The organism is Actinosynnema pretiosum (genome assembly GCF_024171695.1).
In the GTDB taxonomy this organism is placed as follows: Bacteria; Actinomycetota; Actinomycetes; order Mycobacteriales; family Pseudonocardiaceae; genus Actinosynnema; species Actinosynnema pretiosum.
Map to the genome: position 1 here is coordinate 32,005 of NZ_JAMTCF010000012.1, position 21,656 is coordinate 53,660.

Sequence of the window (21,656 nt, forward strand, 5' to 3'; positions counted from 1 at the left end):
GGGCTGTCTTTTCATACCTACGGGTGGTTACCATCCACGAACGTCGACGTTCGTCGACCCAATTCCGTAGATCAAAATAGACCCGTTCCAGAGGTCAACCACCAACGAGGTGCCATGCCTACCCCAGCGCGTGTTCTCCGTCGCGCCGCAGCGTTGATCGTCTGCGCAACGACCCTGTCGGCTTGCGGACTGCTGCCGGGTACCTCCGGGGACGAGACACCCGCTCTCGAGCGCAACACGCTCAGGATCGGGGTCCTGCCCGTGGTCGACGTCGCTCCGCTCAAGCTCGCGCTCAACAACAAGCTCTTCGAGCGCGCCGGGCTCCAGGTCCAGCTGGTGGACGTGAGCAGCGAAGACGAAGGCCTCAAGCAGCTCGACAGCACGCTGGACATCACGTGGGGCAGCCACGTGAAGCTGTTCAGCAAGGTCGCGGAGGGCACCGAGCTCCAGATCCAGGGCGAGGCCTACCAGGCCGGGACGAACTCGATGGCCCTGGTCACCACGAACGCCCAGTACGACAGCGCGGAGAAGATCAAGGCGAAGGCCGCGACCAGGAAGCCGAAGATCGCGGTGGACAGCACGAAGGACCTCGGCGCCCTGACGACGACGTCGGTGCTCCAGACCGCGGGCGTCCAGCAGTCCAGCGTGGACCTGGTCACCATGCCGTTCGCGCAGATGGTCAACGACCTGAAGGCGGACAAGGTCCAGGCCGCGTGGATGATGGAGCCCTACATCACCAAGGCCCAGCGCGAGGTCGGCGCCCGCGTCATCACCGACACCGCGACCGGCCCCACCCAGGACTTCCCCATGTCGGGCTACGCGTCGAGCAAGAAGTTCGCCGACGCCAACCCGCAGACCCTCAAGCTGTTCCGCTCGCTCCTGCAGGAGGCCCAGCAGGCCGCGTCGGACGACAAGCTGGCCGTGCAGGACGTCCTGACCAGCTACATCGACGTCGACCAGCAGACCGCGGCGCTCGTGTCGATCGGCACCTTCCCGGTGTCGCTCAACTCGGTGCGGCTCCAGCGCGTCGCGGACATGATGGACACCGCCGACGTGCTGGTGGGCAAGCTGGACGTGCAGGTCCTGCTGCCCGAGGGAACGGCCAGCACCGGCTGAGCCCGTTTCCCCGCGAGATCCCGCCGAGGAGCCCTTCCCGCTGTCCGGAAGGGCTCCTTTGCTTTACGGGTCGGTGATGCAGAGGGTGGTCGGCGGCGTCGGGTAGAGGCGTGGGTTCTCGTCGAATTCGCAGACGAGTTCGTCAACCGTGCCCGAGTGCGCCTTTGCGACCTTGTACGTCGCCCCGGAGCCGCAGCGGACCTTTGTGGTCTTGCCGACGGCGATGCCGCCTTCCTCCTTGAAGCAATCACCGTCCGTGGCGTTCAGCATCAGACAAAGCCGAAAACCCCTGTTGCCCGCCCCTCCTCGGATGTACTCGTCGTAATCACCGGGCGGGCAGCGATCGGTCTCGGGGAGGTTCACGGCGACGCGGTAGGCGGCGTCACCGGCGGCGCAGTCGACCATTTCCACGTCGGCGCTGTCGCGGCTGACCTCGTTCACCTTGAGGCAGTCGCCCACCTCGGCGTCGGCCACGGCGGCGCGGCGGTCCCCGCCGCCGAAGGACAGGGCGACGACGGCGGCGAGGGGCACCGCGGCGGCCAGCGCGAGCACGGCCTTGGTGCGGCCCGCCAGGCCGCGCCTGGGGGCGACCACCGGGTCGTGGGGGTGTTGTTCCTGGTCAGCCTGCCCCCAGGGCTGCCGGTAGCGGACCTCGGGCGCGGGCAGGCTTCCGGAACCGAGCGGTTGGACGAGCACCGGGTAACCCTGGGAATCGTCGAACGGCGGTGGCGCCGACGGTTCGCGGCCCTGGAAATCGGGAAAGCGCGAAGGGCCCCGCTGACCTGGGAATTCCGATTGAGTGGAAATCGCGCCATTCACTGTGAACGCGGATTGGTCCGGCGCGGAACCGGTGAAGCCGAACTGCGCGAGACCGCTCGGCGGGGTCTCGGGCTCGGACCTCGGGTCGGTCTGCGGGTCGGTCTGCGGGGCGGCCCACGGGTCGATCCGCGCGTCGGGCGGGTCGTCCGGGAGCCGGTCGGAGCCGGTTCGCGCACCCCAGGGGGTGTCCTGGGAGGGGAAGGCGGGCTGAGCGGCCCGCTGAGGTGGGTCGACGGCCGGTCCGGGGTCTGACGGCCGCCGCTCGGGCTCCGGCCGCCAGGAGGGCTGCCAGGGGTCTTGCGGGCCTTCTGGGGGCGTGGTCACCGGGTCGTCCTCTCGCGGGGCGGACCCGGAGAACGTATCCCCGACCGGGCGGGGTGGCACGCCTCGCCGGACGGCGCGCGCGCCCGCGTCCGCTACCGCGCGTCGGCGGCGCGAGTTACGCAGAACGCGATCGAGCGGTCGCCGAGGGTGAGCGGATCACCCTCTTCGCACGGAAATGTGCTGTTTGCCACTTTCAGGACTTTGACCGCCCCAAACGTGTCGCATGTCACTCGGACGAGGCCCATCTGGAGGTCGTCCCGGTAGCAGTGGCCCGCCACGAGGTTGGGTCCGAGGCACACCGCGCCGCCCGCCGTGGGCCGCGCGTGGGAACCGGGGCAGGCGTCCGCGACCTCGGCCACGCCGAGCACGCGCGCGTTCGCCTGCTCCGCCCCGCAGTCCTGGGCCGCGTAGCCGGGGGCGTCCGCCGTGCCGACGAAGCTCGCGCAGTCGCCCGCGCTGGGCAGGTCCTCACCCGCCGTGGGGGCGGCCAGCAGCCAGCCCCCGGCCAGGACCAGCGCCGCCGCGCCGATCAGCCATCCGCTCTCTCTCATGGACGGGGCATCGGCACAATCCCTCGGCGCGGTTGAGCGGGTTCACCCCTACCGGTTACAGGTCGGCCGGGACGACGCAGAACGTGATGGGCGGCTCGGGGTAGGACATGCCCGCGCCGTCGGGGCAGCCGGAGGTGTCGGTGGAGCCCTCGATGACCTTGGTCACCTTGATCGTCGCCTCGCCGGTGCAGCCGGACCTCACCAGGCCGCCGAAGCCCCGGTCGTCCGGGCCGTAGCAGGCGCCCTCGACCATGTTCGGCAGCAGGCAGAGCGTGCTGGAGCCCGAGCCGCGCGCCTCGGTGTAGACGCCCTCCTCGGGGCAGGGCGCGTCGGCGCCGTCCACGACCTTGCCGACCCGGAAGTTGGCCAGGTCCGCGCCGCAGTCGTCCGGGGTGACCGCGAGCTTGTCGCCGTCCGCACCGGTGATCCGGACGCACTCGCCCGCCGCCGTCCCGGAGCCGGTGAGGGCGTAGACCGCGTACCCGGCGATGGCCAGCACGACCACCGCCACGGCCGCGATGACGATGACCTTGCGGTTGGGCGCGGGCTTGCCGCCGCCGGTGTCGTTCCTGGCGTCGTCGCTGCTCATGACCACCTCGGGTGTCGCTGCGCGACCTCGCTGGCCACGGCGCGGGACAGCGTACTTGCGCCCGGCGCGCACACTGGGGGGAACGCCCGCACCCCACACGCACCCGAACCGAGGAGGAGCGCGCCCGTGACCGACGGCCCCCTGATCGTCCAGTCGGACAAGACCCTGCTGCTGGAGGTCGACCACCCGGCGGCCGACGAGGCGCGGGCGGCCATCGCGCCGTTCGCCGAGCTGGAGCGGGCCCCCGAGCACGTGCACACGTACCGCGTGACGCCGCTGGCGCTGTGGAACGCGCGGGCCGCCGGGCACGACGCCGAGCAGGTCGTGGACGCGCTGGTGCGGTTCTCCCGCTACCCGGTGCCGCAGCCGCTGCTGGTGGACGTGGTCGACGTCATGGGGCGCTACGGCAGGCTCCAGCTCACCACGCACCCCGCGCACGGCCTGGTGCTCCAGTCGCTCGACCGGGCGGTGCTGGAGGAGGTGCTGCGGCACAAGAAGATCAAGCCGATGTTCGGCGCGCGGATCGACGACGACACGGTCGTGGTTCACCCGAGCGAGCGAGGCAGGCTCAAGCAGCTGCTGCTCAAGGCGAGCTGGCCCGCCGAGGACCTCGCCGGGTACGTGGACGGCGAGGCGCACCCGATCGACCTGGTCGAGGAGGGCTGGCGGCTGCGGGACTACCAGCGGCTGGCCGCGCAGGCGTTCTGGGCGGGCGGGTCCGGGGTCGTGGTGCTGCCCTGCGGGGCGGGCAAGACGATGGTCGGCGCGGCGGCGATGGCCGAGGCCGGGGCGACCACGCTGATCCTGGTGACGAACACGGTCGCCGGGCGGCAGTGGAAGCGGGAGCTGATCGCGCGGACCTCGCTGACCGAGGACGAGATCGGCGAGTACTCGGGCGAGCGCAAGGAGATCCGCCCGGTGACGATCGCCACCTACCAGGTGATCACCCGGAAGTCGAAGGGCGAGTACAAGCACCTGGAGCTGTTCGACTCGCGGGACTGGGGCCTGATCGTCTACGACGAGGTGCACCTGCTGCCCGCGCCGGTGTTCCGGATGACCGCCGACCTCCAGTCCCGGCGGAGGCTCGGGCTGACGGCGACGCTGGTGCGCGAGGACGGGCAGGAGGGGGAGGTGTTCTCCCTGATCGGGCCCAAGCGGTTCGACGTGCCGTGGCGGGACATCGAGGCGCAGGGCTGGATCGCGCCCGCCGAGTGCACCGAGGTCAGGGTGACGCTGACCGACGCCGAGCGGCTCGGGTACGCGACGGCCGAGCCCGAGGAGCGGTACAAGCTTTGCTCGACGGCGCGGACGAAGCTGCCGGTGGTGAAGGCGGTGCTGGACAAGCACCCCGGCGAGCCCGCGCTGGTGATCGGCGCGTACCTGGACCAGCTGGAGGAGCTGGGCGAGGCGCTGGGGGCCCCGGTGGTGCAGGGGGCGACGAAGAACAAGGAGCGCGAGGAGCTGTTCGACGCGTTCCGGCGCGGGGAGATCAGCACGCTGGTGGTGTCGAAGGTCGCGAACTTCTCGATCGACCTGCCGGAGGCGTCGGTGGCGGTGCAGGTGTCGGGGACGTTCGGGTCGCGGCAGGAGGAGGCGCAGCGGTTGGGGCGGTTGCTGCGGCCGAAGGCGGACGGGCGGCAGGCGCACTTCTACTCGGTGGTCTCGCGGGACACGCTGGACACCGATTACGCGGCGCACCGGCAGCGGTTCCTTGCGGAGCAGGGATACGCGTACCGGATCGTCGACGCGGATGATCTTCTGGGGCCGAAGATCGGTTGATCTTCACCCGTTTAGCGGGGTGACGGCGACTGAACAGGCTAGTTCTTCGCGGATTTCGCCGGATTCGCGCGCGATTGCGTGTTCGGGCGTCAACGGGGTGTCGCGGATTGGCCGGGTGATCGTTTTCCGGGGGCGTGGCGGAACTCGATCACCCGGCGGGTGGTTTTCCGGGTGGGTTCGAGCGATTCGCGGTCGGTTCCCGGTCGGTTCTCAGCCGCGCAGCCGCTCGACCCGCGCCAGGCGCTCCCGCCACCGCAGGGTGGTCTCCCGGTCGGCGGCGAACTCCTCGGCGCGGTCCGGGAGCGGGGGCGTCGCCGGGACCGGCAGCCAGCCGTCGACGGGGACGAGCGAGCCGGTGGCGACGTCGCCGTCCAGCAGGGGCAGGGTGCCGAGGCCGCAGGCGAAGTCCAGCTCGGGCAGCGCGCCCGCGAGCGCGAGCCCGGCCGCCATGCCGACCGACGTCTCCACCGCCGACGACACCACGCACGGCAGCCCGCACGCCTCGGCCACCCGCAGCGCCCGCCGGACCCCGCCCAGCGGGGCGACCTTGATCACCGCCACGTCGGCGGCGCCCGCGACCGCGACCCGCAGGGGGTCCTCGGCGCGCCGGATGGACTCGTCGGCCGCGACGCGCACGTCCACCCGGCGGCGCACGGCGGCCAGCTCCTCGACCGTGCGGCAGGGCTGCTCGACGTACTCCAGCCCGCCGGCGGCGCGGTCGAGCGCGCGGATGGCGGCGACGGCGGTGTCCACGTCCCAGGCGGCGTTGGCGTCGACCCGCACGGCGCCACCGGGCCCGAGCGCGTCCCGGACCGCGGCGACCCGTTCGAGGTCCTCGCCGAGCGGCGCGCCGGGGTCGGCGACCTTGACCTTGGCGGTGCCGCACCCGGAGGCGGCGACGAGGGCGTGCGCCCGCTCGGGCGACACGACGGGCACGGTGCAGTTCACCGCGACCCGCTCGCGCACCGGCGCGGGCCAGCCGACCTCGGCCGCCTCGACGGCGCAGTCGAGCCAGGGAGCGCACTCGGCGTCGGAGTAGTCGAGGAAGGCGCAGAACTCCCCCCACCCGCGCTCCCCCTCCAGCAGCACGCCCTCGCGGACGGTGATGCCGCGGAACCGGGTGCGCATGGGGATCGAGTAGACGAACACCAGGCGATGCTAGATCGGGAGGGGCGGGGGCGAGGGGGCGACGTCCGGCCGCGTGGTCGCCGAACAGCTGGGCAGCCACTCGTCGCGGGGCAGCCGCACCGGGCGGAGGCGCGCCAGGCGGCCCATCACACGACCAACCACCACCAGGCTGGCGGTCAGCTGCCAGCGGCTGGCGGCTGGCAGCTGGCGGCTGGCGGTCGGCGGCTGGCGGCTGGCGGCTGGCGGCTGGCCACCACGCGGCCAGCCCGCAGCTCACCACCGCCCGGCCAGTCCCGCAGCCGAGCACCACCAGGCCGCCCTGTCCTCGTTCCCAGGTCGCTCCAGCGGCTCACCCCGAACTGCCAACTGTTGACAATCAACAGTTGGCAGTTATATCCGCGCACTCGGCCTGAACTGCTCGTCCAGCCCTGAGCGGGCCAGCGCAGCCCTGTCCATCCCGGTCACACGCGGTCCAGCCCCGCCCATCCCGGTCCAGCGCAGCAGCGTTCGCGGTTCCGCGCGCACTGCTCCCCTCACCGCCTCTCACCGCTCCTCATCGCCACCGCATCCCCCGCTCACCGGTGGATCGCCCCCTCCGTCACCGTCAACCGCGCGCCCCCGCCGCCCCACCGGAGCGAGATCATCTCCGCCGCGATCGACACCGCCGTCTCCTCCGGCGTCCGCGCCCCCAGGTCCAGCCCGATCGGCGACGACAGCCGCTCCAGCTCCGCTTCCCCCACCCCCGCCGCCCGCAGCCGCTCGACCCGGTCGCGGTGCGCCCGGCGCGAGCCCATCGCGCCCACGTACCCCAGGTCCAGCCGCAGGGCCACCTCCAGCAGGGGCACGTCGAACTTCGGGTCGTGCGTCAGCACCGCCACCGCCGTGCGCCGGTCGACCCGCCCCGCCGCCGCCTCGGCGGCCAGGTAGCGGTGCGGCCAGTCGACGACCACCTCGTCCGCCTGCGGGAAGCGGGCCGCGGTGGCGAAGACCGGGCGGGCGTCGCAGACGGTCACGCGGTAGCCAAGGAACGCGCCGAGGCGGGCCATCGCGGCGGCGAAGTCGATCGCGCCGAACACCAGCAGCCTCGGCGGCGGCTCGAAGGAGTTCACGAACACCGCCAGGCCCTCGCCCCGCCGCTGCCCGTCCGGCCCGTACCGCAGGACGCCGCTGCGCCCCGCCGCGAGCAGCCCGCGCGCGTCGTCGGCCACGGCGTCGTCCACCCGCGCCGACCCGAGCCCGCCCGCCACCCGGTCCGGCCACACCACCAGCCGGGCGCCGACGCGGTCCGGGTGCTCCACGACCGTCGCCACGGCCACCGCCTCCCCGGCCCGCACCGAAGCGTCGACCAGCGGCAGCTCGGGGAACCCGACCGCCGACACCGCCTCCACGTACACGTCGATGATCCCGCCGCAGGTGAGCCCGACGTCGAACGCGTCGTCGTCGCTGACCCCGAACCGCCGCAGCACCGGAACCCCGTCCCCGACGACCCCCAGCGCCAGCTCGTGCACCGCCCCCTCGACGCACCCGCCGGACACGCTGCCCACGGCGCTCCCGTCCGCGCCGACGAGCATCGCCGCACCGGGCGGCCGTGGCGCCGAGCTGAACGTGGCGACCACCGTCCCCACCCCGACGACCTCACCACCGGCGACCCGCTTGACCAGGTCGGGGAGCACGTCGCGCACAGCCGACCTCCTGGTTCAGCCCGCCAAGTGCACCTCTTTATGCCACATGCTCACCGGTCGACCCCAGAGCGGCGAAAAAGCTCGTGCGCGTGAAACCGAAGTCACCTGATGTGAGCTGAGGAACGCGCAAGCGAACTGCCAGCCTCGACACTGCTGCGCCGACGCGGACTCGCGGAAGACCCCGAAGCTCGCCGCAGTGTGCCCGTTGTCACCCCAAAGGCCGGAATCGAACATCAGTGCGACTGGTTGCGAGACAAACAGATGCGGAGGAGGTAGGTTCCACGTGGTGCGCACCGTGCCGAAGCCCTCTCCGGAGGAGCAGCCCTCGCTCATGAGGATCGGCCCTGCGGCCGCGGAGTTCTTCGCAGGCATCGGCCTGGCCAGGCTCGGGCTCGAGAAGGCCGGCTTCCGGGTTTCGTGGTCGAACGACATCGAGCCCGCCAAAGAGCAGATGTACCAGCGGAACTTCGACGACGCCCCCGGCGAGCACCAGTTCGCGCTCAAGGACATCAACGAGGTCAACGGGGAGCACCTGCCGGAACGGATGGACCTGGCCTGGGCGTCCTCCCCTTGCGTCGACGTCTCGCTGGCCGGTGCCCGCCAGGGTCTGGAAGGCGCGCGGTCGTCGACTTTCTTCCAGTTCACCAGGATCCTGGGCGAGTTGCCGGAGGAATCCCGCCCTCGGGTGATGACGTTGGAAAACGTCATCGGCCTCGCGACGAGCAACAACGGCCTGGACCTGGCAGCCGCGATCTCCGCGCTGAACGACCTCGGTTATTCCGCTGACGTCATCACGCTCGACGCCCGCTGGTTCGTCCCCCAATCGCGACCCCGGTTGTTCGTGGTGGGCCTGCTGGGCGAACCCGAGGGCGTTCTGGACGAGAACGCCGACGAGCCCAACCCGATGCTGCGCCCGCCCTGGTTGCAGCGGGTCCCCAAGACCTACCTGGGAAAGCCGCTCAGAACGCACCGCTTCAAGCTCCCGGACATCACGCCGCCGAAGAACCTCTCGCTCTCCACCGTGGTCGACCCGGCAGACTCCGAAGAGGTGCTCTGGTGGGACGAGGCGCGGGTCGACTCCTTCAAGGCGCAGCTCTCCCCCATTCAGGAAAAACGGCTCGCCGCCCTTCTCGCGGGGAAGAAGACCGTTCACCGAACGGCTTACCGCCGGACCCGGCAGGGCAAGCCGCAATGGGAGATCCGCCCCGACGACATCGCAGGCTGCCTGCGCACGGCCCGCGGCGGTTCCTCCAAGCAAGCGCTGGTGGAAGCGGGTAACGGGCTTCTCCGAATTCGTTGGATGACGTCCAACGAGTACGCCCGCCTGATGGGAGCCGACGGCTACCAACTGCAGGGCATCAAACCGAACCAAGCGCTCTTCGGGTTCGGTGACGCGGTGTGCGTTCCTGCCGTCGCATGGTTGGCCCAGCACTACTTGAGGCCGTTCGCCAAGTCCGACAGGCCGTCGCAGAGGGCTTCCGCAGCGCGGCAGAAAAGCGCAGCGCCCAACCCGCTCGTGTGACACCCTGGGCGCGTGCCGCTCCCACCTTCAAGGAAGAGCCTTCCCACGCAGCAGGTCCGCGAGTTCCTGGACCTGCTCGACGAGGCATTGGCCGAGAAAGACGACCAAGGCCGCAAGTGGGCCGACGCCCGATGGGGTTGTTACGCGTTCTACGACTACGACGGCGAGCCCATCTACGTCGGTCAGACGAACGAGCAGCTCCGAGTGCGCATTCGCCGTCACCTGAGCAATCAGCGGACCGATGCCGTGGCCATGCGCATCCTGGACGTCTTCGAGGTGGCCGAACTGGAAGTTTGGCCGCTGTGGGAGTACGAGAAGATCGAAGCGTCCCAGAAGAGCACGGCCAAAGAGCACCTCAATCAGATCGAGTACAGCGCTTACATCCGCGCGATCGAGAAGAGCAAGTTCAAGGCCATCCTGAACGAGAAGATCCCTACCCAGTCCGACCTGCTGGCCGATCTCCCCACGTCGAGGCGCTTCACCCTCATCAGCGAGCAGACCAGGGCCGAGCGGGGACACCCTGATGTGCGCATCGCGCGGCGCGCGGAGACGATCTCCCGGCTTGCCGCCGTGGCGCACGAGCGTGGCGAGGTCTCCCTCGGACTGCGTAGGGTTCTGGTGATCCAGGCGGCCCGCCTCGCCCACCTCGCCGCCACCCGGTTGGCGTTCGCCATGGGCCACGACGCGCCGAAGCCCGAGCACATCCACGTCAGCGGTCTCGTGGGAGACGTGCGCAAGTCGGATCCCGAAGAGGAAACCGCCGACGCGGAGAACAAGCAGCTCAGCCTCCACGATGACGAGGAGTAGGTCGGGCATGGCGGAAGACTCCTGGGCCACTTCCAGCGCAACGCGCAAATCCATGCAGGCCAACAAGAGCCGCGACACGAAACCGGAACTCCTGCTGCGCCGGGCATTGCACGCCATGGGCCTCAGGTACCGGGTCTGCGCCCGTCCGCTGCCGGACGTGCGGAGAACCGCGGACATCGTGTTCCGCAGCGCCAAGGTCGCGGTCGAGGTGCGCGGTTGCTTCTGGCACGGATGCCCGGAGCATTACCGAGCCCCGACCGCCAACAGCGGTTACTGGGCGCAGAAAGTGGAGCGGAACATGGCCAGGGACGCCGACACCGCCCACCGGTTGACCGAGGCGGGTTGGTCGTTGACCGTCGTGTGGGAGCACGAAGACCTGGCCGCAGCAGCGGAGATCATTGCCGCCCACGTGCGCGAACGCCGCGTGAGCAGTCCGGTCGGAGATAACCCGGCAGGCGGTTGAGCTGCGGACGAACCGCCGCAAGAGGATTGCAGAAGAGGCCGTCTTCACACCCTGAGTGACCACCCCTTACATGCTGTTAGTGTGTATCGCCAGCAGGGGCGGGAGAACAAAGAATAGCCCATTCGGGGGAATTGATGACGGCTATCATGCACGTGACGTCATGGGTGTAGAAGAAGCGGCTCCTTGCCGCCATGCCGGAGCACCGCCCAAAGAGGTGGTGGAGCGGGTGTCGGCCATCATCATGGGGCTGGCAGCAGAAGATGTGACGCTGCAACGGCTCGGCGTCACAGCCGACGAGTACCAGAACGCCCTGCTGCCAGCGATCGAATCGATCCGTGGCAGGTTGAGTGCCAGCAACTCGCAGCGCCGCGAGTTCCTGAAGTCGATTTTCCGGGAGATGCTGGCAGCGGGCGTCATCACCGACCTCGCCTTGCCCGAGTACGGCGACGACACCGTCTACCGCCTGTCCGTCAAGGGCATGGGGGACGTCGCCATCATCCAGAAGGGCTGCCCGGACGGCGCGCACAGCAGCGTTCGCTGGGAGGTTCCCGATTGGGCCTCGGAAACCTACCTGTGGTGGCTCTGCCCGAACTTGAAGGAGCACCCCGGTTGGCACATCAACAGGGGGGTCAGCCGCATACGCCAGCGCTTCCTGACCGACCGGCCGGGTGATCTCGACGGCGTGATCTTCCACAACGAGACCTGCGGAACGGCGGAGCGGGTCTGCCCCAAGGCGGACAGGTCGAGATCGATCAACGGCGTCTCCATCCCGCCCCCTTGCGTCTACGTCATGCCCGATCGCGCCCCCTCTGCGCCCGACGAGTGGAACTGGCAGGGCGATCTGACCCGCCGCTTCCCCGCCGTGCTGCTCAGCTTCTTCGGCGTCAACGCTGAAACGGCGCCCGCCTACACCGGTCACGTGGGTTTCCAGCGCCGGGCAGGCTCCACGCGCACCGCCATCACATCCCGCTTCGGCCCAGGCCGACTGACCGCCCACAGGAGCTGAAGCCATGCCGAACCCCGTGCTCGACCAGGACAGAGTGGCCTTCCTCAAGTCCCGCACCAAGACCGGCTCGGTCAGCGTTCCCGCTTGGCCCAGGCCGGACAAGGAGCTGCCGAAGGTCGTGGTGCAGGTGGACTGGGTCCGCTTCTCGACCATGAACCACCGGACCACGGTCGAGCAGCTCCGCGAGAAGCACCGGACGGGCAACCCCCACCTGTTCGACGCGGACCCGCTCGGTCATGAGGCCCAGCAGTCCCAGTACCGGATCCTGGCTGCGCAGGAGGGGTTCGAGCCGCTCAAGGAGGACCTCAAGGAACGGGGCCAGCAGGAACCGGCGATCATCACCGCCGAAGGCGTGCTGATCAACGGCAACCGGCGGACCGCAGCCCTGCGAGCCCTCTACCAGGACGACAACCACCTGAAGTCCCAGTACGTGCACTGCCTGGTGCTGCCGGAGGACGCGAACGAGAACGAGCTCGTCGACCTGGAGGCGGAGCTCCAGATCGCCAGGGACTTCAGGGAGAGCTACTCCTGGATCAACGAGGCGTTCCTGATCGAGGAGCTGTACAACCGGGAGGGCAGGGACCTCAAGCGCGTGGCCGCGCGGATGCACCGCAGCGTCAGCCACGTGCAGTCGACGTACGAGAAGCTCCTGCAGGTGCACCAGATCGTGGACATGTCGAACGGGGCTCGGCTGCACGTCGACTTCACCGACAACGAGTCCGCCTTCACCGAGCTCACCAGGCACATCAAGGGCAAGCCCCCAGCTGAGGCGAACAGCGTGCGGTCCGTCTACCACCTGGGCACCCTGGCCAACGTCCAGTACCGCAAGCTTCGCAACCTGCAGCGCCCTGACGCCTCGCAGCAGGTCTGGCAGGAAATCAGCAAGGACGACGCCCTCAAACCGCTTCTGCAGGTCGTCGCCGAGGAGACGGACGGCTCGGAGTCCGACGATCCGCTGGACGACGTCCTCGGTTCTCCGCCCGACGCGATTCCGACCGACGCGCTGCTCTCCTTCCTCGCGCAGCGGAGGCCCGAGGAGTCCATCGCGCTCGCCGACGGCAGCAAGGTGCTGGTGCGCGACGCGCTGGGCAGCGTGCAGAGCGCGATCAGCGTGGTCGCCGACGACCTCGGCGAGGACCACAAGGACCAAACCGCCGCGCAGGTCCCGCTCAAGCAGGTCGAGAGGGCTCTGGCCAACCTGGGCAAGGCGCTGGCCGCACTGCCGAAGGCCCGCGCCTACCCGTCGTGGGACGAAGCCGATTTCGCCGCCAAGCTCGATTCGGCGGACGCGCTGCTCAGGCAGCTGAGGGATGACTCTTGATCCGGTTCGAGCTCCACCAGCTGGACAGGCCGGTCGTGCTCGTCGAGGCGCAGCAGGGCGCGGACTCCGGGGCGTGGGCGAGGCTCCAGGAGGCCTTCGCCCGCGGCGTGGTGGACGGCTCGCCCAAGCGGATGCACGTCCGGGTCGACGTGTTCTTCGCAGAGCTGCACGCCGTCCGGGACGCGGGCAAGCTGTTCCGCGCGAAGTTCGACTACGGCCCGAACCTGCGGGAGCACCTGGGGCGGCTGAGTCAAGACCGCAAGGCCCGTGAAGCTGTCCTGCTCACACGCGACACGCCTGACCTGCCCGCGCTCGCCGACGAGCTGCGGGCGGCCGGTTTTCTTCGGGAGCTGAAGCCCTTCCAGCTGGAGAACCTGGCGACGATCACGGCTCTTCCCCACGGCGCCGACTTCTCAGTGCCGGGAGCGGGCAAGACGACCGTCGCGCTGGCGAACTTCGCCCTGGCGCGCGCACGCGGCCAGGTCGACCGCCTCGTGGTGATCGCCCCCATCGCCGCCTTCCAGTCCTGGAAGGAGGACAGCGCGGTGTGCCTGAGCCCCGCGCCCGCGGTGGTCGTGCACGGGGGCCCCAACTCCTTCGTGCCGGACGAGGCCGACATCGTCCTGACGAACTACAACCGCGTCGCGTCCGACTACGACCGCGTCCGGGACCTGATCACCCAGCGCGCCACGCAGGTCGTCCTCGACGAGGCGCACCGGATCAAGCGGGGCGACTCCGGGGTGCACGGGCGCGCGGTGCTGGACCTGGCGTACGCGGCGGACCGGCGCGACGTCCTCACCGGGACGCCCGCCCCCCAGGGCGCGTACGACCTGATCGCGCTGGTGCGGTTCCTCTACCCCGGCCAGGACCAGCAGATCCTGCCGCCGAGCGTGTACAGCGAGCGCGACGGCCGCGAGGACCACGTGCTGCGCGACGCGCACGCGGCGGTCGCGCGCTACTTCGTGCGCACCCCCAAGTCGGGGCTCGGACTGCCTCCGACCGAGTTCGAGGTCGTCTCCAAGCCCATGGGGCCGATCCAGAAGGCGATCTACGAAGCCCTGCTGGGCCGGTACCGGGGAACCCTGAGCCTGGACAAGCTGTCCCGCCGCGAGTTCGTCCGGCTCGGCCGGATCATGATGTACCTGCTGGAAGCGGCGACGAACCCGATGCTGCTGGTGGCGGGTTCGGACGAGGACGACGAGTCCGGCTTCGAGCACCCCCCGCTGCCGCTGAACGGCGACGAGCGCATCTCCGAGCTCCTGAACCGCTACCGGGAGTACGAGACGCCGTGGAAGTACGAGCACGTGCGCGACATCGTCTCCGACGCGGCCTCGCGCGGGGAGAAGGTCATCGTCTGGTCGACGTTCATCAAGAACCTCCACGCCCTGTCCGCGCTCTTGTCCGACCACTCCCCGGCCATGGTCCACGGCGGGGTCCCACCCGTGGACAGCGCGCCTGCGGGCGCCAGAACGCGGGAGGGGGAGCTCGACCGGTTCCGCGACGACCCCGAGTGCCACGTGCTCCTGGCCAACCCCGCCGCCTGCGGTGAGGGGGTCAGCCTGCACCACTGGTGCCACCACGCGGTCTACCTGGACCGGACGTTCAACGCGGGCCACTACCTGCAGAGCCAGGACCGCATCCACCGCTTGGGGCTGGCCGAGGGCGTGACCACCAAGTTCACCCTGCTGCTGAGCCGGGACAGCATCGACGAGGTGGTCAACACCAGGCTCCGCGAGAAGGTGACCGCGCTGGCGACCCTGATGGACGATCCCGGACTGGTGCAGGTCGCGCTCCCGGAGCCGGACGCGGACCACAGCGCGCCGCCCGCCACCGAGGACGACGTGCACTCGATCACCAAGCACGTCCAGTCAGGAGGCTGAGGTGCTTCCCGTGCACGGTTTCGCCTACGGGATCTTCCTGCTCGCCAGGGCCGCTCGCCTCAAGCGGCGGGCTTCCGTCGAGGAGTGGGTCGAAGCGGCGCGGACGCCGCGAACCCACCTCGCAGCCGCGGTCGACCTGGCGGTCCCCGCGGAGTGGTTGATCAAGTCCGGCCTCGTCCGCGTGGAGGGTGGGCGCATCGCCCTCGCTCCGAAGCTGGTCCCGCTGTCCGAGTCGGCCAGCAGACCCGCCCTGCTCGGGATAGCGCGGGTCGTCCTCACGACCTCGCCGCCACCATGGTTGAACCTCGCGGTGTCCTCCACCGAGGTGGCGCGGGAGTACATCCCCAGTGGGGACGCGCGGGCGCTCCAGTGGCTCGAACCCGACCTGGAGAAGATCCTGATCGACGTCCGGGACGCCGCCAGGCGGCAGGACAGCACGTTCGAGGAGGCGCTCGGGCTGGCCGCCGAGCTGTTCGTGCTGGGATCCCTGGAGCGGTCAGGCGCAGACGTCCTGCACGTCTCCAGGATCTCGGACAGCTACGGCTACGACCTGGAGGCCCAGGAGGGGGAGCGCTCCTCGCGGATCGAGGTCAAGGCCGCTGGTTCCACCACGCGGGGGACCTTCCACCTGTCGCGCAACGAGTTCGACAAGTGCAGGCGCCACGGGTCCCAGTGGAGGCTCGTCCAGGTCGTCTTCACCAGCGAGGCGCTGGTCGCCGACCGCATCACCCCCGCGCACGTCTTCGGCGTCTTCGAGCTCTCCTCGGCAGCTCTCATCGCGACCGTTCCCCCCGACTCCGACCTGCCGGGATTCCGGTGGACGGAGTCCGCGCTGGTGACACCGCCGAAGTCCGCGTGGCGGGCTGCGGGCATCACCCCGGCCGAGGGCTTCTCCGTGCCGGGGCTCGCCGAGCTGGCGCACCGGTCCCGCAGGCAGCAGGGCGACGGCTGACGCCGGGCGCGCTCGCTCGGGCACGTCGCGGAGCGGCCCTGACCTCCCTTCCCCGACCCCGAGCCCTGGGCTCCGGGGGAAGTCAGGGTCCGACCCCGATGGCAACGTCCCACCCGGCGGGCATTCTTGAGCCATGACGAACAACGCTCTCAACGACGCCGCCGCCAAGCTCGGCGAGGCCACCGCCCAGGCCACCACCAAGGTCAAGCAGTTCCGCCGCAGCCGCACCGACCGCATGGTCGCGGGCGTGTGCGGTGGCGCGGCGAAGATGCTCGGCATCGACGCCGCCCTGCTCCGCATCCTGCTCGTCGCCGCCACGCTGTTCGGCGTGGGCGCCGGCGCGATCCTCTACCTCGCCGCGTGGGTCCTCGTGCCCGAGGAGGCGTGATCAGCGCGGGTGACCGGGCACCCCTGGTAGGCGCTGCCACGGCAGCGGTCCGCCCGGCGGCCGGTACTCGACGCCGAGCGCGGCGAGCCTGGGCAGGTGCGCGTCCAGCCTCGCCGCGAACCCGGCCCCGTCCACCGGGGCCGGGTTCCACACCGCCTCCGCGAACGCCGAGAGCCTCGGGAACGCGGCGTAGTCCAGGCGCCTCGGGGTGTCCAGGTGCTCGGTCCAGATGTTCGCCTGCGCGCCGAGCACCCCGGCCACCGGCCGGTAGGCGCGCACGTCCTCGGTGGTGAGGACGGTGCCCACCGGGATCGGCTCGTCCGCGTCCTCGGACTGGCGGTAGTCCAGGTACGCGTGCCGCTCCGGGCAGGCGACCACGTCCAGCCCGCGCTCCAGCGCCCGCAGCGCCGCCTCCTCCGAGCGCCACGCCGCGATGACCGTCTCCTCCGGCAGGCCGTCGACGTCCAGCAGCTCGTCCCAGCCGTGCGGCCTCCGGCCGCGCGCGACCAGGTGCTCCGCGATCAGGCGGACGAACCTGCCGTCGCCGCCAGGCGCCTCGTCACCGCCAAGGCCGACCACCTCGCCGGGGAACACCTCCAGCAGCTCGTCGAACACCGCGCGGTAGAAGTCCACTGTGGACTCGCGACCGTTGAGCACGCGCGGGTTCACGCCCCAGTCGGTCCACACGCCGCCGCCGTCGACGCCCAGCTCCGGGTACGCCGCGATGGCCGCCTGCGAGTGCCCCGGCACGTCGATCTCGGGCACCACGACGACGTGCCGCGCCGCCGCGTACGCCACGACCTCGCGCAGGTCGTCGCGCGTGTAGTACCCGCCGTGCGGCCTCCCGGTGCTCAGCCCGCCGCGCCGGTCGCCCCACCGCGAGTCCGGCCGCCAGCCGCCGACCTCGTGCAGCCTCGGGAAGCGCTCGGACTCGACCCGCCAGCCCTGGTCGTCGGTCAGGTGCAGGTGCAGCACGTTGAGCTTGTGCGCGGCCAGCAGGTCCACGTACCGCAGCAAATCGTGCTTGGGCAGGAAGTGCCGCGCCACGTCGATCATGCAGCCGCGCCACCGGTGCTGCGGGTGGTCGACGATCTCGCACACCGGCACCGGCCCGTCGGGGCGGATCGGCGCGGCCCGGAACGCGTCGGGGCCGCGCAGCTGGCGCAGGGTCTGGTGGGCGTGGAACTCGCCGGCGTCGTCGGACGCGTCGACGTGGATGCCGCCTGCGGAGATGGAGATCCGGTAGCCCTCGGGTGGTCCTGGCGCGCGCCGCACGACCGGCGCCGACCACGGCACGGTCCCCTCGCCCCGGACCACGGACGCGGGCTCGGGCAGCAGCAGCGGCGGCGTCACGACTTCACCGCCCCGGCCAGGCCGCCGACGAGGTTGCGCCGCACCAGCACGAAGAACACCAGCACCGGCAAGGTCATCAGGGTGGAACCGGCCATGATCGCCCCCCAGTCGTTCTGATCGGGCCGCACGAACACCTGGAGCGCGAGCGGCAGGGTCTGGTTCTCCTCTGCGGAGATGATGAACGTCTTGGCGAACAGGAAGTCGTTCCAGGCGTGGATGAACGACAGCGCGCTGGTCGCCACCAGTCCGGGGGCCACCAGCGGGAACAGCACCCGCCACAGGAACCTGGTCCTGGACGCGCCGTCCAGCGTCGCCGCCTCCTCCAGCTCGACCGGCACGGCCGCGACGAAGCCGCGCAGCATCCAGATCGCGAACGGCAGGCTGAACGCCAGGTGCACCAGCACGAGCGAGCCGAGGTGGTTGAGCCCGAGCACGGGCACGGCCGTCCCCACCTCGCGCACCAGGAAGAACAGCGGGATGGTCAGCGCCTCCACCGGGACCATCTGCACCACCAGCAGCATCACCAGCATCGTGGTGCGGCCCCTGAAGCGGAACCGGGTGAGCGCGGTGGCGGCCAGGAACGACACCAGCAGGCTCAGCAGCACCACCGCGACCGCGACGACGAGGCTGTTGGCCAGGTAGCGGCCGAAGCTCTCGACGGTGAGGGCGCGGGTGAAGCTGTCCAGGGTCGGGGCGAGCGTCCACGGCCTCGGCTCGGCCGACACCACCTCGGCGGCGGGCTTGAACGCGGTGAGCACCATCCAGTACAGCGGGAACGCGACGACGACCGACGCGGCGACCGCGACCGCCTCCCAGACCCAGCGCCTCACAGCGGCTCACCTCCCCGGCGCAGCGCCCGCAGGTAGCCCGCGGTGAGCAGGAGCAGCAGCGCGGTGGTGACGACGCCGATCGCCGCGCCCATGCCGTACTCGGAGGCGGCGAACGCCTGCTGGTAGGCGTGCACGGCGAGCACCAGGTTGCGGCCCGCGATGCCGCCGCCGCTGGTCATCACGTAGACCTGGGTGAAGACCTTGAAGTCCCAGATGACCGACTGGATGGTGACGATCACCAGCAGCGGGCGGAGCAGGGGCAGCACCACGCTGCGGGCGGTGCGCCAGGTGGAGGCGCCGTCGAGCGCGGCGGCCTCCAGGACCTCGCCGGGGATCGAGCGGATGCCCGCGTAGAGGGTGAGCATGACGAACGGGAACGAGCACCAGACCACCTCGGCGGCGACCACGCCGAACGCGGTCCACTTCCCGTACAGCCACGGGAAGTCCCGCGCGCCCTCGACGCCGAGCGCGGTGAGGGCCTCGTTGACGAAGCCGAAGCTCGCGTCGAACAGGAACAGCCAGATCGTGGAGCCCGCGACGGCCGGGGTGGACCAGGCGCCGAGCGCGGTCAGGAACAGCAGGGCCCTGGCCCACGGGCGGACCCTGGTGGCGACGACGGCGAGCGCCGCGCCGACCAGCAGGGTGCCGCCGACGCAGACCGCCGCGAACCCGGCGGTCTGGCCGAGGACGGACCAGAACCTGCTGTCCTGCAAGAGCTTCGCGTAGTTGCCCAGGCCGAGGAAGGTGAGCGGGGCTCCGCCGCTGACCTGCTCCTGGCCGTAGTCGAACAGGGAGATGACGACGAGCTGGTAGACCGGGTAGCCGAGCAGGCCGACCAGGACCAGCAGCGCGGGCGCGAGGAAGGCGAGGGCGGTCCGGGCGTCGCGGCGTCCGCTGTGGACGGTCATGAGCCGAAGGCGTCGTTCATCCTGGCCGCCGCGTCGGCCGCCGCCGCCTCCAGGTCCTTGGCGCCGGTGGCGACCTCCTGGATGAGGGTGGGCAGCACGCCCTGCGCGTCGACCTTGGCCCAGTCCGGGGTCGCGGGGACGAACCGGGTGCCCGCCTCCAGGGTCCGGGTGAACGGCTCCAGGGCGGGGTTCGCGGCGGCGACCTCGGCCTGCACGTCGGTGAACGTGGGCAGGTTGCCCATCGCGTCGAACATCTCGCGCTGGTAGCGCTTGCCGCCGAGGAGCTGGACGAACTCGGTGGCGAGGGTGCGGCGCTGGGTGCCCTTGAGGACGCCGAGGAGGTTGCCGCCCGCGAACGCCGGGGCGATCGAGCCGGGGGTCTCGCCGGGCAGGGGGACGACGGCGTACTCGCCCGCGGCGGCGGAGTCGTCCACGGACTTCCGGTTGAAGTCGCCACCGATGACCATGGCGGCCTTGCCCGCGCGGAACGCCTCGACGCTGGCGTCGCCGCCGTTGGCCGCGCACTGGGAGGGCGGGCAGATGTCGTCGGCGAGCAGCTCGGTGTAGCGGCGCAGCCCGGCGAGGGACTCGGGGGTGGTGAGGGCGGAGGTGTGCGCGCCGTTCTGCTCGCGCGCGACGTCGCCGCCCGCCGCCCAGAGGAACGGGAGGGCGCCGTAGGTGTACTTGCCGCCCGCCGAGATGCCGAGGAGGTCGGGCCTGGCGGCGCGGATCGCGCGGGCGGTGGGGGCGAGGTCGGCCAGGGTGGCCGGGGGCTGGAGGCCCAGCTCGCGGAAGACGTCGGTGCGGTAGTAGAGGGCGCGGACGCCGACGTACCAGGGCAGGCCGTAGAGCTGGCCGTCGACCTCGCCGGTCTCGACGATCTGCGGGGACAGGTCGGCGGCGTCGGGCCAGCCGCCGAGGTCGAGCGGGGCGAAGCCGCCGCCCGCGACGTAGCCCGCGAGGTCGGTGTTGCCGAACTCGGCGACGTCGGGGGCGCTGGCGGGGTCGCTGAAGGCGGCCTTGAAGCGCTCGGCGCGGCTGGCGACCTGGATGTGCTGGACGTCGACGGTGACGCCATCGTGCGCGGCCTCGAACTCGGCGACGGCGCGGGCGACGACGGCTTCCTTGGGCGCTCTGTTGACCTCGTCGAACAGCCACACCCGGAGCTGCCCGACGCGCTCGTCGCCGCCCTCGGGGGCGGGACCGGACTGGACCGGCGCGCAGCCGGTGAGGAGCAGTGCCGTCGTGGCGGCGGCGACCAGGAAGCGCATCCGACAACCCCTTCTCCGACACGTTGCGCTCTGTGCAACGCGTGTTTCATGGGAAGCAACGGGGATGCTAGGGGCGAACGGCGGGGAGGTCTAGACCAGATTGGCGGGGTGAGGGGGCGGAGGCTTCGGGGCGGGGAGGTCGGCGCCCCGACGAGGAGGCGGGGCGAGGAGGCGGGGCGCCGCTGTTGTCGACGTGGCGGCGCCCCCTTGCCCGGTCACCCCCGCGCGTCCGCCACCAGCTCGGCCCACTCCCGGACCAGCGGCGCGGACACCGGCCCGTCCCAGCCCTGCGCGCGGACCGCGCCGCCCACGTGGAACGACGTCACGCCCGCCCGCGCCAGTCCCGGCACGTGCTCGCGCTTCAGCCCGCCGCCCACCAGCAGGCGCACGCCGTCCGCCGCCTGCCGCGCCGCGAGGCGCTCCAGCACGGGGACGCCCGCCGCCACGCCCCGCGCGCTGCCCGCCGCCAGCACGGTGTCGCAGCCGAGCCCGACCGCGACCGGCCAGGCCGCTTCCGGGTCGGTCGCGTTGTCGAGCGCGCGGTGGAACGTCCAGGCGCAGCCCTCCAGCTCCGCCAGCAGGTCCGCGCACGCCTCCCGGTCGACCGCTCCCCCGCCGCCGAGGAAGCCGAGCACGAACTCGCTCGCGCCCGCCTCCCGCAGCCGGGCCGCCGCGCGCCGCAGGGCGGGCAGGTCGGCGGGCGCGAAGCCCGGCGCGTCGCGCAGCATCACGCGCACCGGCAGGTCCGTCGTGGACAGCACGTCGCGGAGCAGCTCGACGGGCGGGGTCAGGCCGTCCGACGCCATGTCCGCCACCAGCTCCAGGCGGTCCGCGCCACCCGACTGGGCAGCAGCCGCGTCCGCCGGGGTCAGGGCGATGATCTCCAACATGGTCTAGACCATAGGTCCTGGCGCAAGGAACGGCGGGGCGCGCCCGTGGGAAAACTGTGGACAAGAGCCCGACAGCA

The 21,656-nt window shown here is 71.2% G+C and carries 20 protein-coding genes; 10 read left to right on the top strand and 10 right to left on the bottom strand.

Annotated elements, in window-relative coordinates; genetic code table 11:
- Window positions 1-114: 114 nt before the first annotated feature.
- Entirely contained in the window at window positions 115-1,116 is a 1,002-nt protein-coding gene (locus LV78_RS23890) for an ABC transporter substrate-binding protein (RefSeq protein WP_301307220.1), read from the top strand.
- A gap of 63 nt (window positions 1,117-1,179) precedes the next feature.
- On the opposite strand, the gene LV78_RS23895 is transcribed toward LV78_RS23890, so the two are convergent.
- The 3 genes from LV78_RS23895 to LV78_RS23905 form a co-directional block, all read right to left on the bottom strand.
- Complete coding sequence (locus LV78_RS23895; protein WP_253847852.1) at window positions 1,180-2,259, bottom strand: LppU/SCO3897 family protein; 1,080 nt, start codon at window positions 2,257-2,259, stop codon at window positions 1,180-1,182.
- 92 nt (window positions 2,260-2,351) lie between these two features.
- The gene (locus LV78_RS23900) at window positions 2,352-2,810 is read right to left on the bottom strand and encodes an LppU/SCO3897 family protein (protein WP_253847853.1); all 459 of its coding nucleotides are present in this window, start codon (window positions 2,808-2,810) and stop codon (window positions 2,352-2,354) included.
- A 55-nt stretch (window positions 2,811-2,865) separates the two neighbouring features.
- Window positions 2,866-3,399 (bottom strand): LppU/SCO3897 family protein, encoded by a 534-nt coding sequence (locus tag LV78_RS23905; RefSeq protein ID WP_253847854.1) that lies wholly within the window; start codon window positions 3,397-3,399, stop codon window positions 2,866-2,868.
- A 126-nt stretch (window positions 3,400-3,525) separates the two neighbouring features.
- Between LV78_RS23905 and LV78_RS23910 the strand changes: the two genes are divergently transcribed.
- Window positions 3,526-5,178 carry a DNA repair helicase XPB gene (locus tag LV78_RS23910; RefSeq protein ID WP_253847855.1) on the top strand — a complete coding sequence of 551 codons (1,653 nt, stop codon included), beginning with the start codon at window positions 3,526-3,528 and terminating at the stop codon, window positions 5,176-5,178.
- A gap of 210 nt (window positions 5,179-5,388) precedes the next feature.
- Here LV78_RS23910 and LV78_RS23915 read toward each other — a convergent pair whose 3' ends face one another.
- Complete coding sequence (locus tag LV78_RS23915) at window positions 5,389-6,327, bottom strand: o-succinylbenzoate synthase (RefSeq protein ID WP_253847856.1); 939 nt, start codon at window positions 6,325-6,327, stop codon at window positions 5,389-5,391.
- Window positions 6,328-6,881: 554 nt separating this feature from the next.
- Window positions 6,882-7,988 (bottom strand): XdhC family protein, encoded by a 1,107-nt coding sequence (locus LV78_RS23920; protein WP_253847857.1) that lies wholly within the window; start codon window positions 7,986-7,988, stop codon window positions 6,882-6,884.
- 283 nt (window positions 7,989-8,271) lie between these two features.
- Between LV78_RS23920 and LV78_RS23925 the strand changes: the two genes are divergently transcribed.
- The 8 genes from LV78_RS23925 to LV78_RS23960 all read left to right on the top strand — a co-directional run bounded on the left by LV78_RS23925 (window position 8,272) and on the right by LV78_RS23960 (window position 16,327).
- The gene (locus LV78_RS23925) at window positions 8,272-9,510 is read left to right on the top strand and encodes a DNA cytosine methyltransferase (protein WP_253847858.1); all 1,239 of its coding nucleotides are present in this window, start codon (window positions 8,272-8,274) and stop codon (window positions 9,508-9,510) included.
- A 12-nt stretch (window positions 9,511-9,522) separates the two neighbouring features.
- Window positions 9,523-10,317, top strand: a complete 795-nt coding sequence (locus LV78_RS23930; protein WP_253847859.1) for a GIY-YIG nuclease family protein — start codon at window positions 9,523-9,525, stop codon at window positions 10,315-10,317.
- Window positions 10,318-10,324: 7 nt separating this feature from the next.
- Window positions 10,325-10,780, top strand: a complete 456-nt coding sequence (locus tag LV78_RS23935; protein ID WP_253847860.1) for a very short patch repair endonuclease — start codon at window positions 10,325-10,327, stop codon at window positions 10,778-10,780.
- A gap of 226 nt (window positions 10,781-11,006) precedes the next feature.
- Entirely contained in the window at window positions 11,007-11,786 is a 780-nt protein-coding gene (locus LV78_RS23940; RefSeq protein WP_253847861.1) for a hypothetical protein, read from the top strand.
- Window positions 11,787-11,790: 4 nt separating this feature from the next.
- Window positions 11,791-13,107, top strand: a complete 1,317-nt coding sequence (locus tag LV78_RS23945) for a ParB/RepB/Spo0J family partition protein (protein WP_253847862.1) — start codon at window positions 11,791-11,793, stop codon at window positions 13,105-13,107.
- Window positions 13,104-14,987 carry a DEAD/DEAH box helicase gene (locus LV78_RS23950; RefSeq protein WP_253847863.1) on the top strand — a complete coding sequence of 628 codons (1,884 nt, stop codon included), beginning with the start codon at window positions 13,104-13,106 and terminating at the stop codon, window positions 14,985-14,987. The genes LV78_RS23945 and LV78_RS23950 overlap by 4 nt, the downstream gene beginning before the upstream one ends.
- Before the next feature lie 10 nt (window positions 14,988-14,997).
- Window positions 14,998-15,939: a protein NO VEIN domain-containing protein gene (locus LV78_RS23955; RefSeq protein ID WP_253847864.1), complete on the top strand. Its 942-nt coding sequence runs from the start codon at window positions 14,998-15,000 to the stop codon at window positions 15,937-15,939.
- A gap of 133 nt (window positions 15,940-16,072) precedes the next feature.
- Entirely contained in the window at window positions 16,073-16,327 is a 255-nt protein-coding gene (locus LV78_RS23960; RefSeq protein ID WP_253847865.1) for a PspC domain-containing protein, read from the top strand.
- On the opposite strand, the gene LV78_RS23965 is transcribed toward LV78_RS23960, so the two are convergent.
- The 5 genes from LV78_RS23965 to LV78_RS23985 all read right to left on the bottom strand — a co-directional run bounded on the left by LV78_RS23965 (window position 16,328) and on the right by LV78_RS23985 (window position 21,579).
- Complete coding sequence (locus tag LV78_RS23965; RefSeq protein ID WP_253847866.1) at window positions 16,328-17,680, bottom strand: beta-N-acetylhexosaminidase; 1,353 nt, start codon at window positions 17,678-17,680, stop codon at window positions 16,328-16,330.
- Window positions 17,677-18,510, bottom strand: a complete 834-nt coding sequence (locus LV78_RS23970) for a carbohydrate ABC transporter permease (protein ID WP_253847867.1) — start codon at window positions 18,508-18,510, stop codon at window positions 17,677-17,679. Before LV78_RS23970 ends, LV78_RS23965 begins: the two co-directional genes overlap by 4 nt.
- A complete protein-coding gene (locus LV78_RS23975) occupies window positions 18,507-19,418 on the bottom strand; it encodes a carbohydrate ABC transporter permease (RefSeq protein WP_253847868.1) in 912 nt (303 codons plus the stop codon). The genes LV78_RS23970 and LV78_RS23975 overlap by 4 nt, the downstream gene beginning before the upstream one ends.
- Window positions 19,415-20,689: an extracellular solute-binding protein gene (locus LV78_RS23980; RefSeq protein ID WP_253847869.1), complete on the bottom strand. Its 1,275-nt coding sequence runs from the start codon at window positions 20,687-20,689 to the stop codon at window positions 19,415-19,417. Before LV78_RS23980 ends, LV78_RS23975 begins: the two co-directional genes overlap by 4 nt.
- A 215-nt stretch (window positions 20,690-20,904) precedes the next feature.
- Complete coding sequence (locus LV78_RS23985; RefSeq protein WP_253847870.1) at window positions 20,905-21,579, bottom strand: copper homeostasis protein CutC; 675 nt, start codon at window positions 21,577-21,579, stop codon at window positions 20,905-20,907.
- Between the last annotated feature and the right edge of the window lie 77 nt (window positions 21,580-21,656).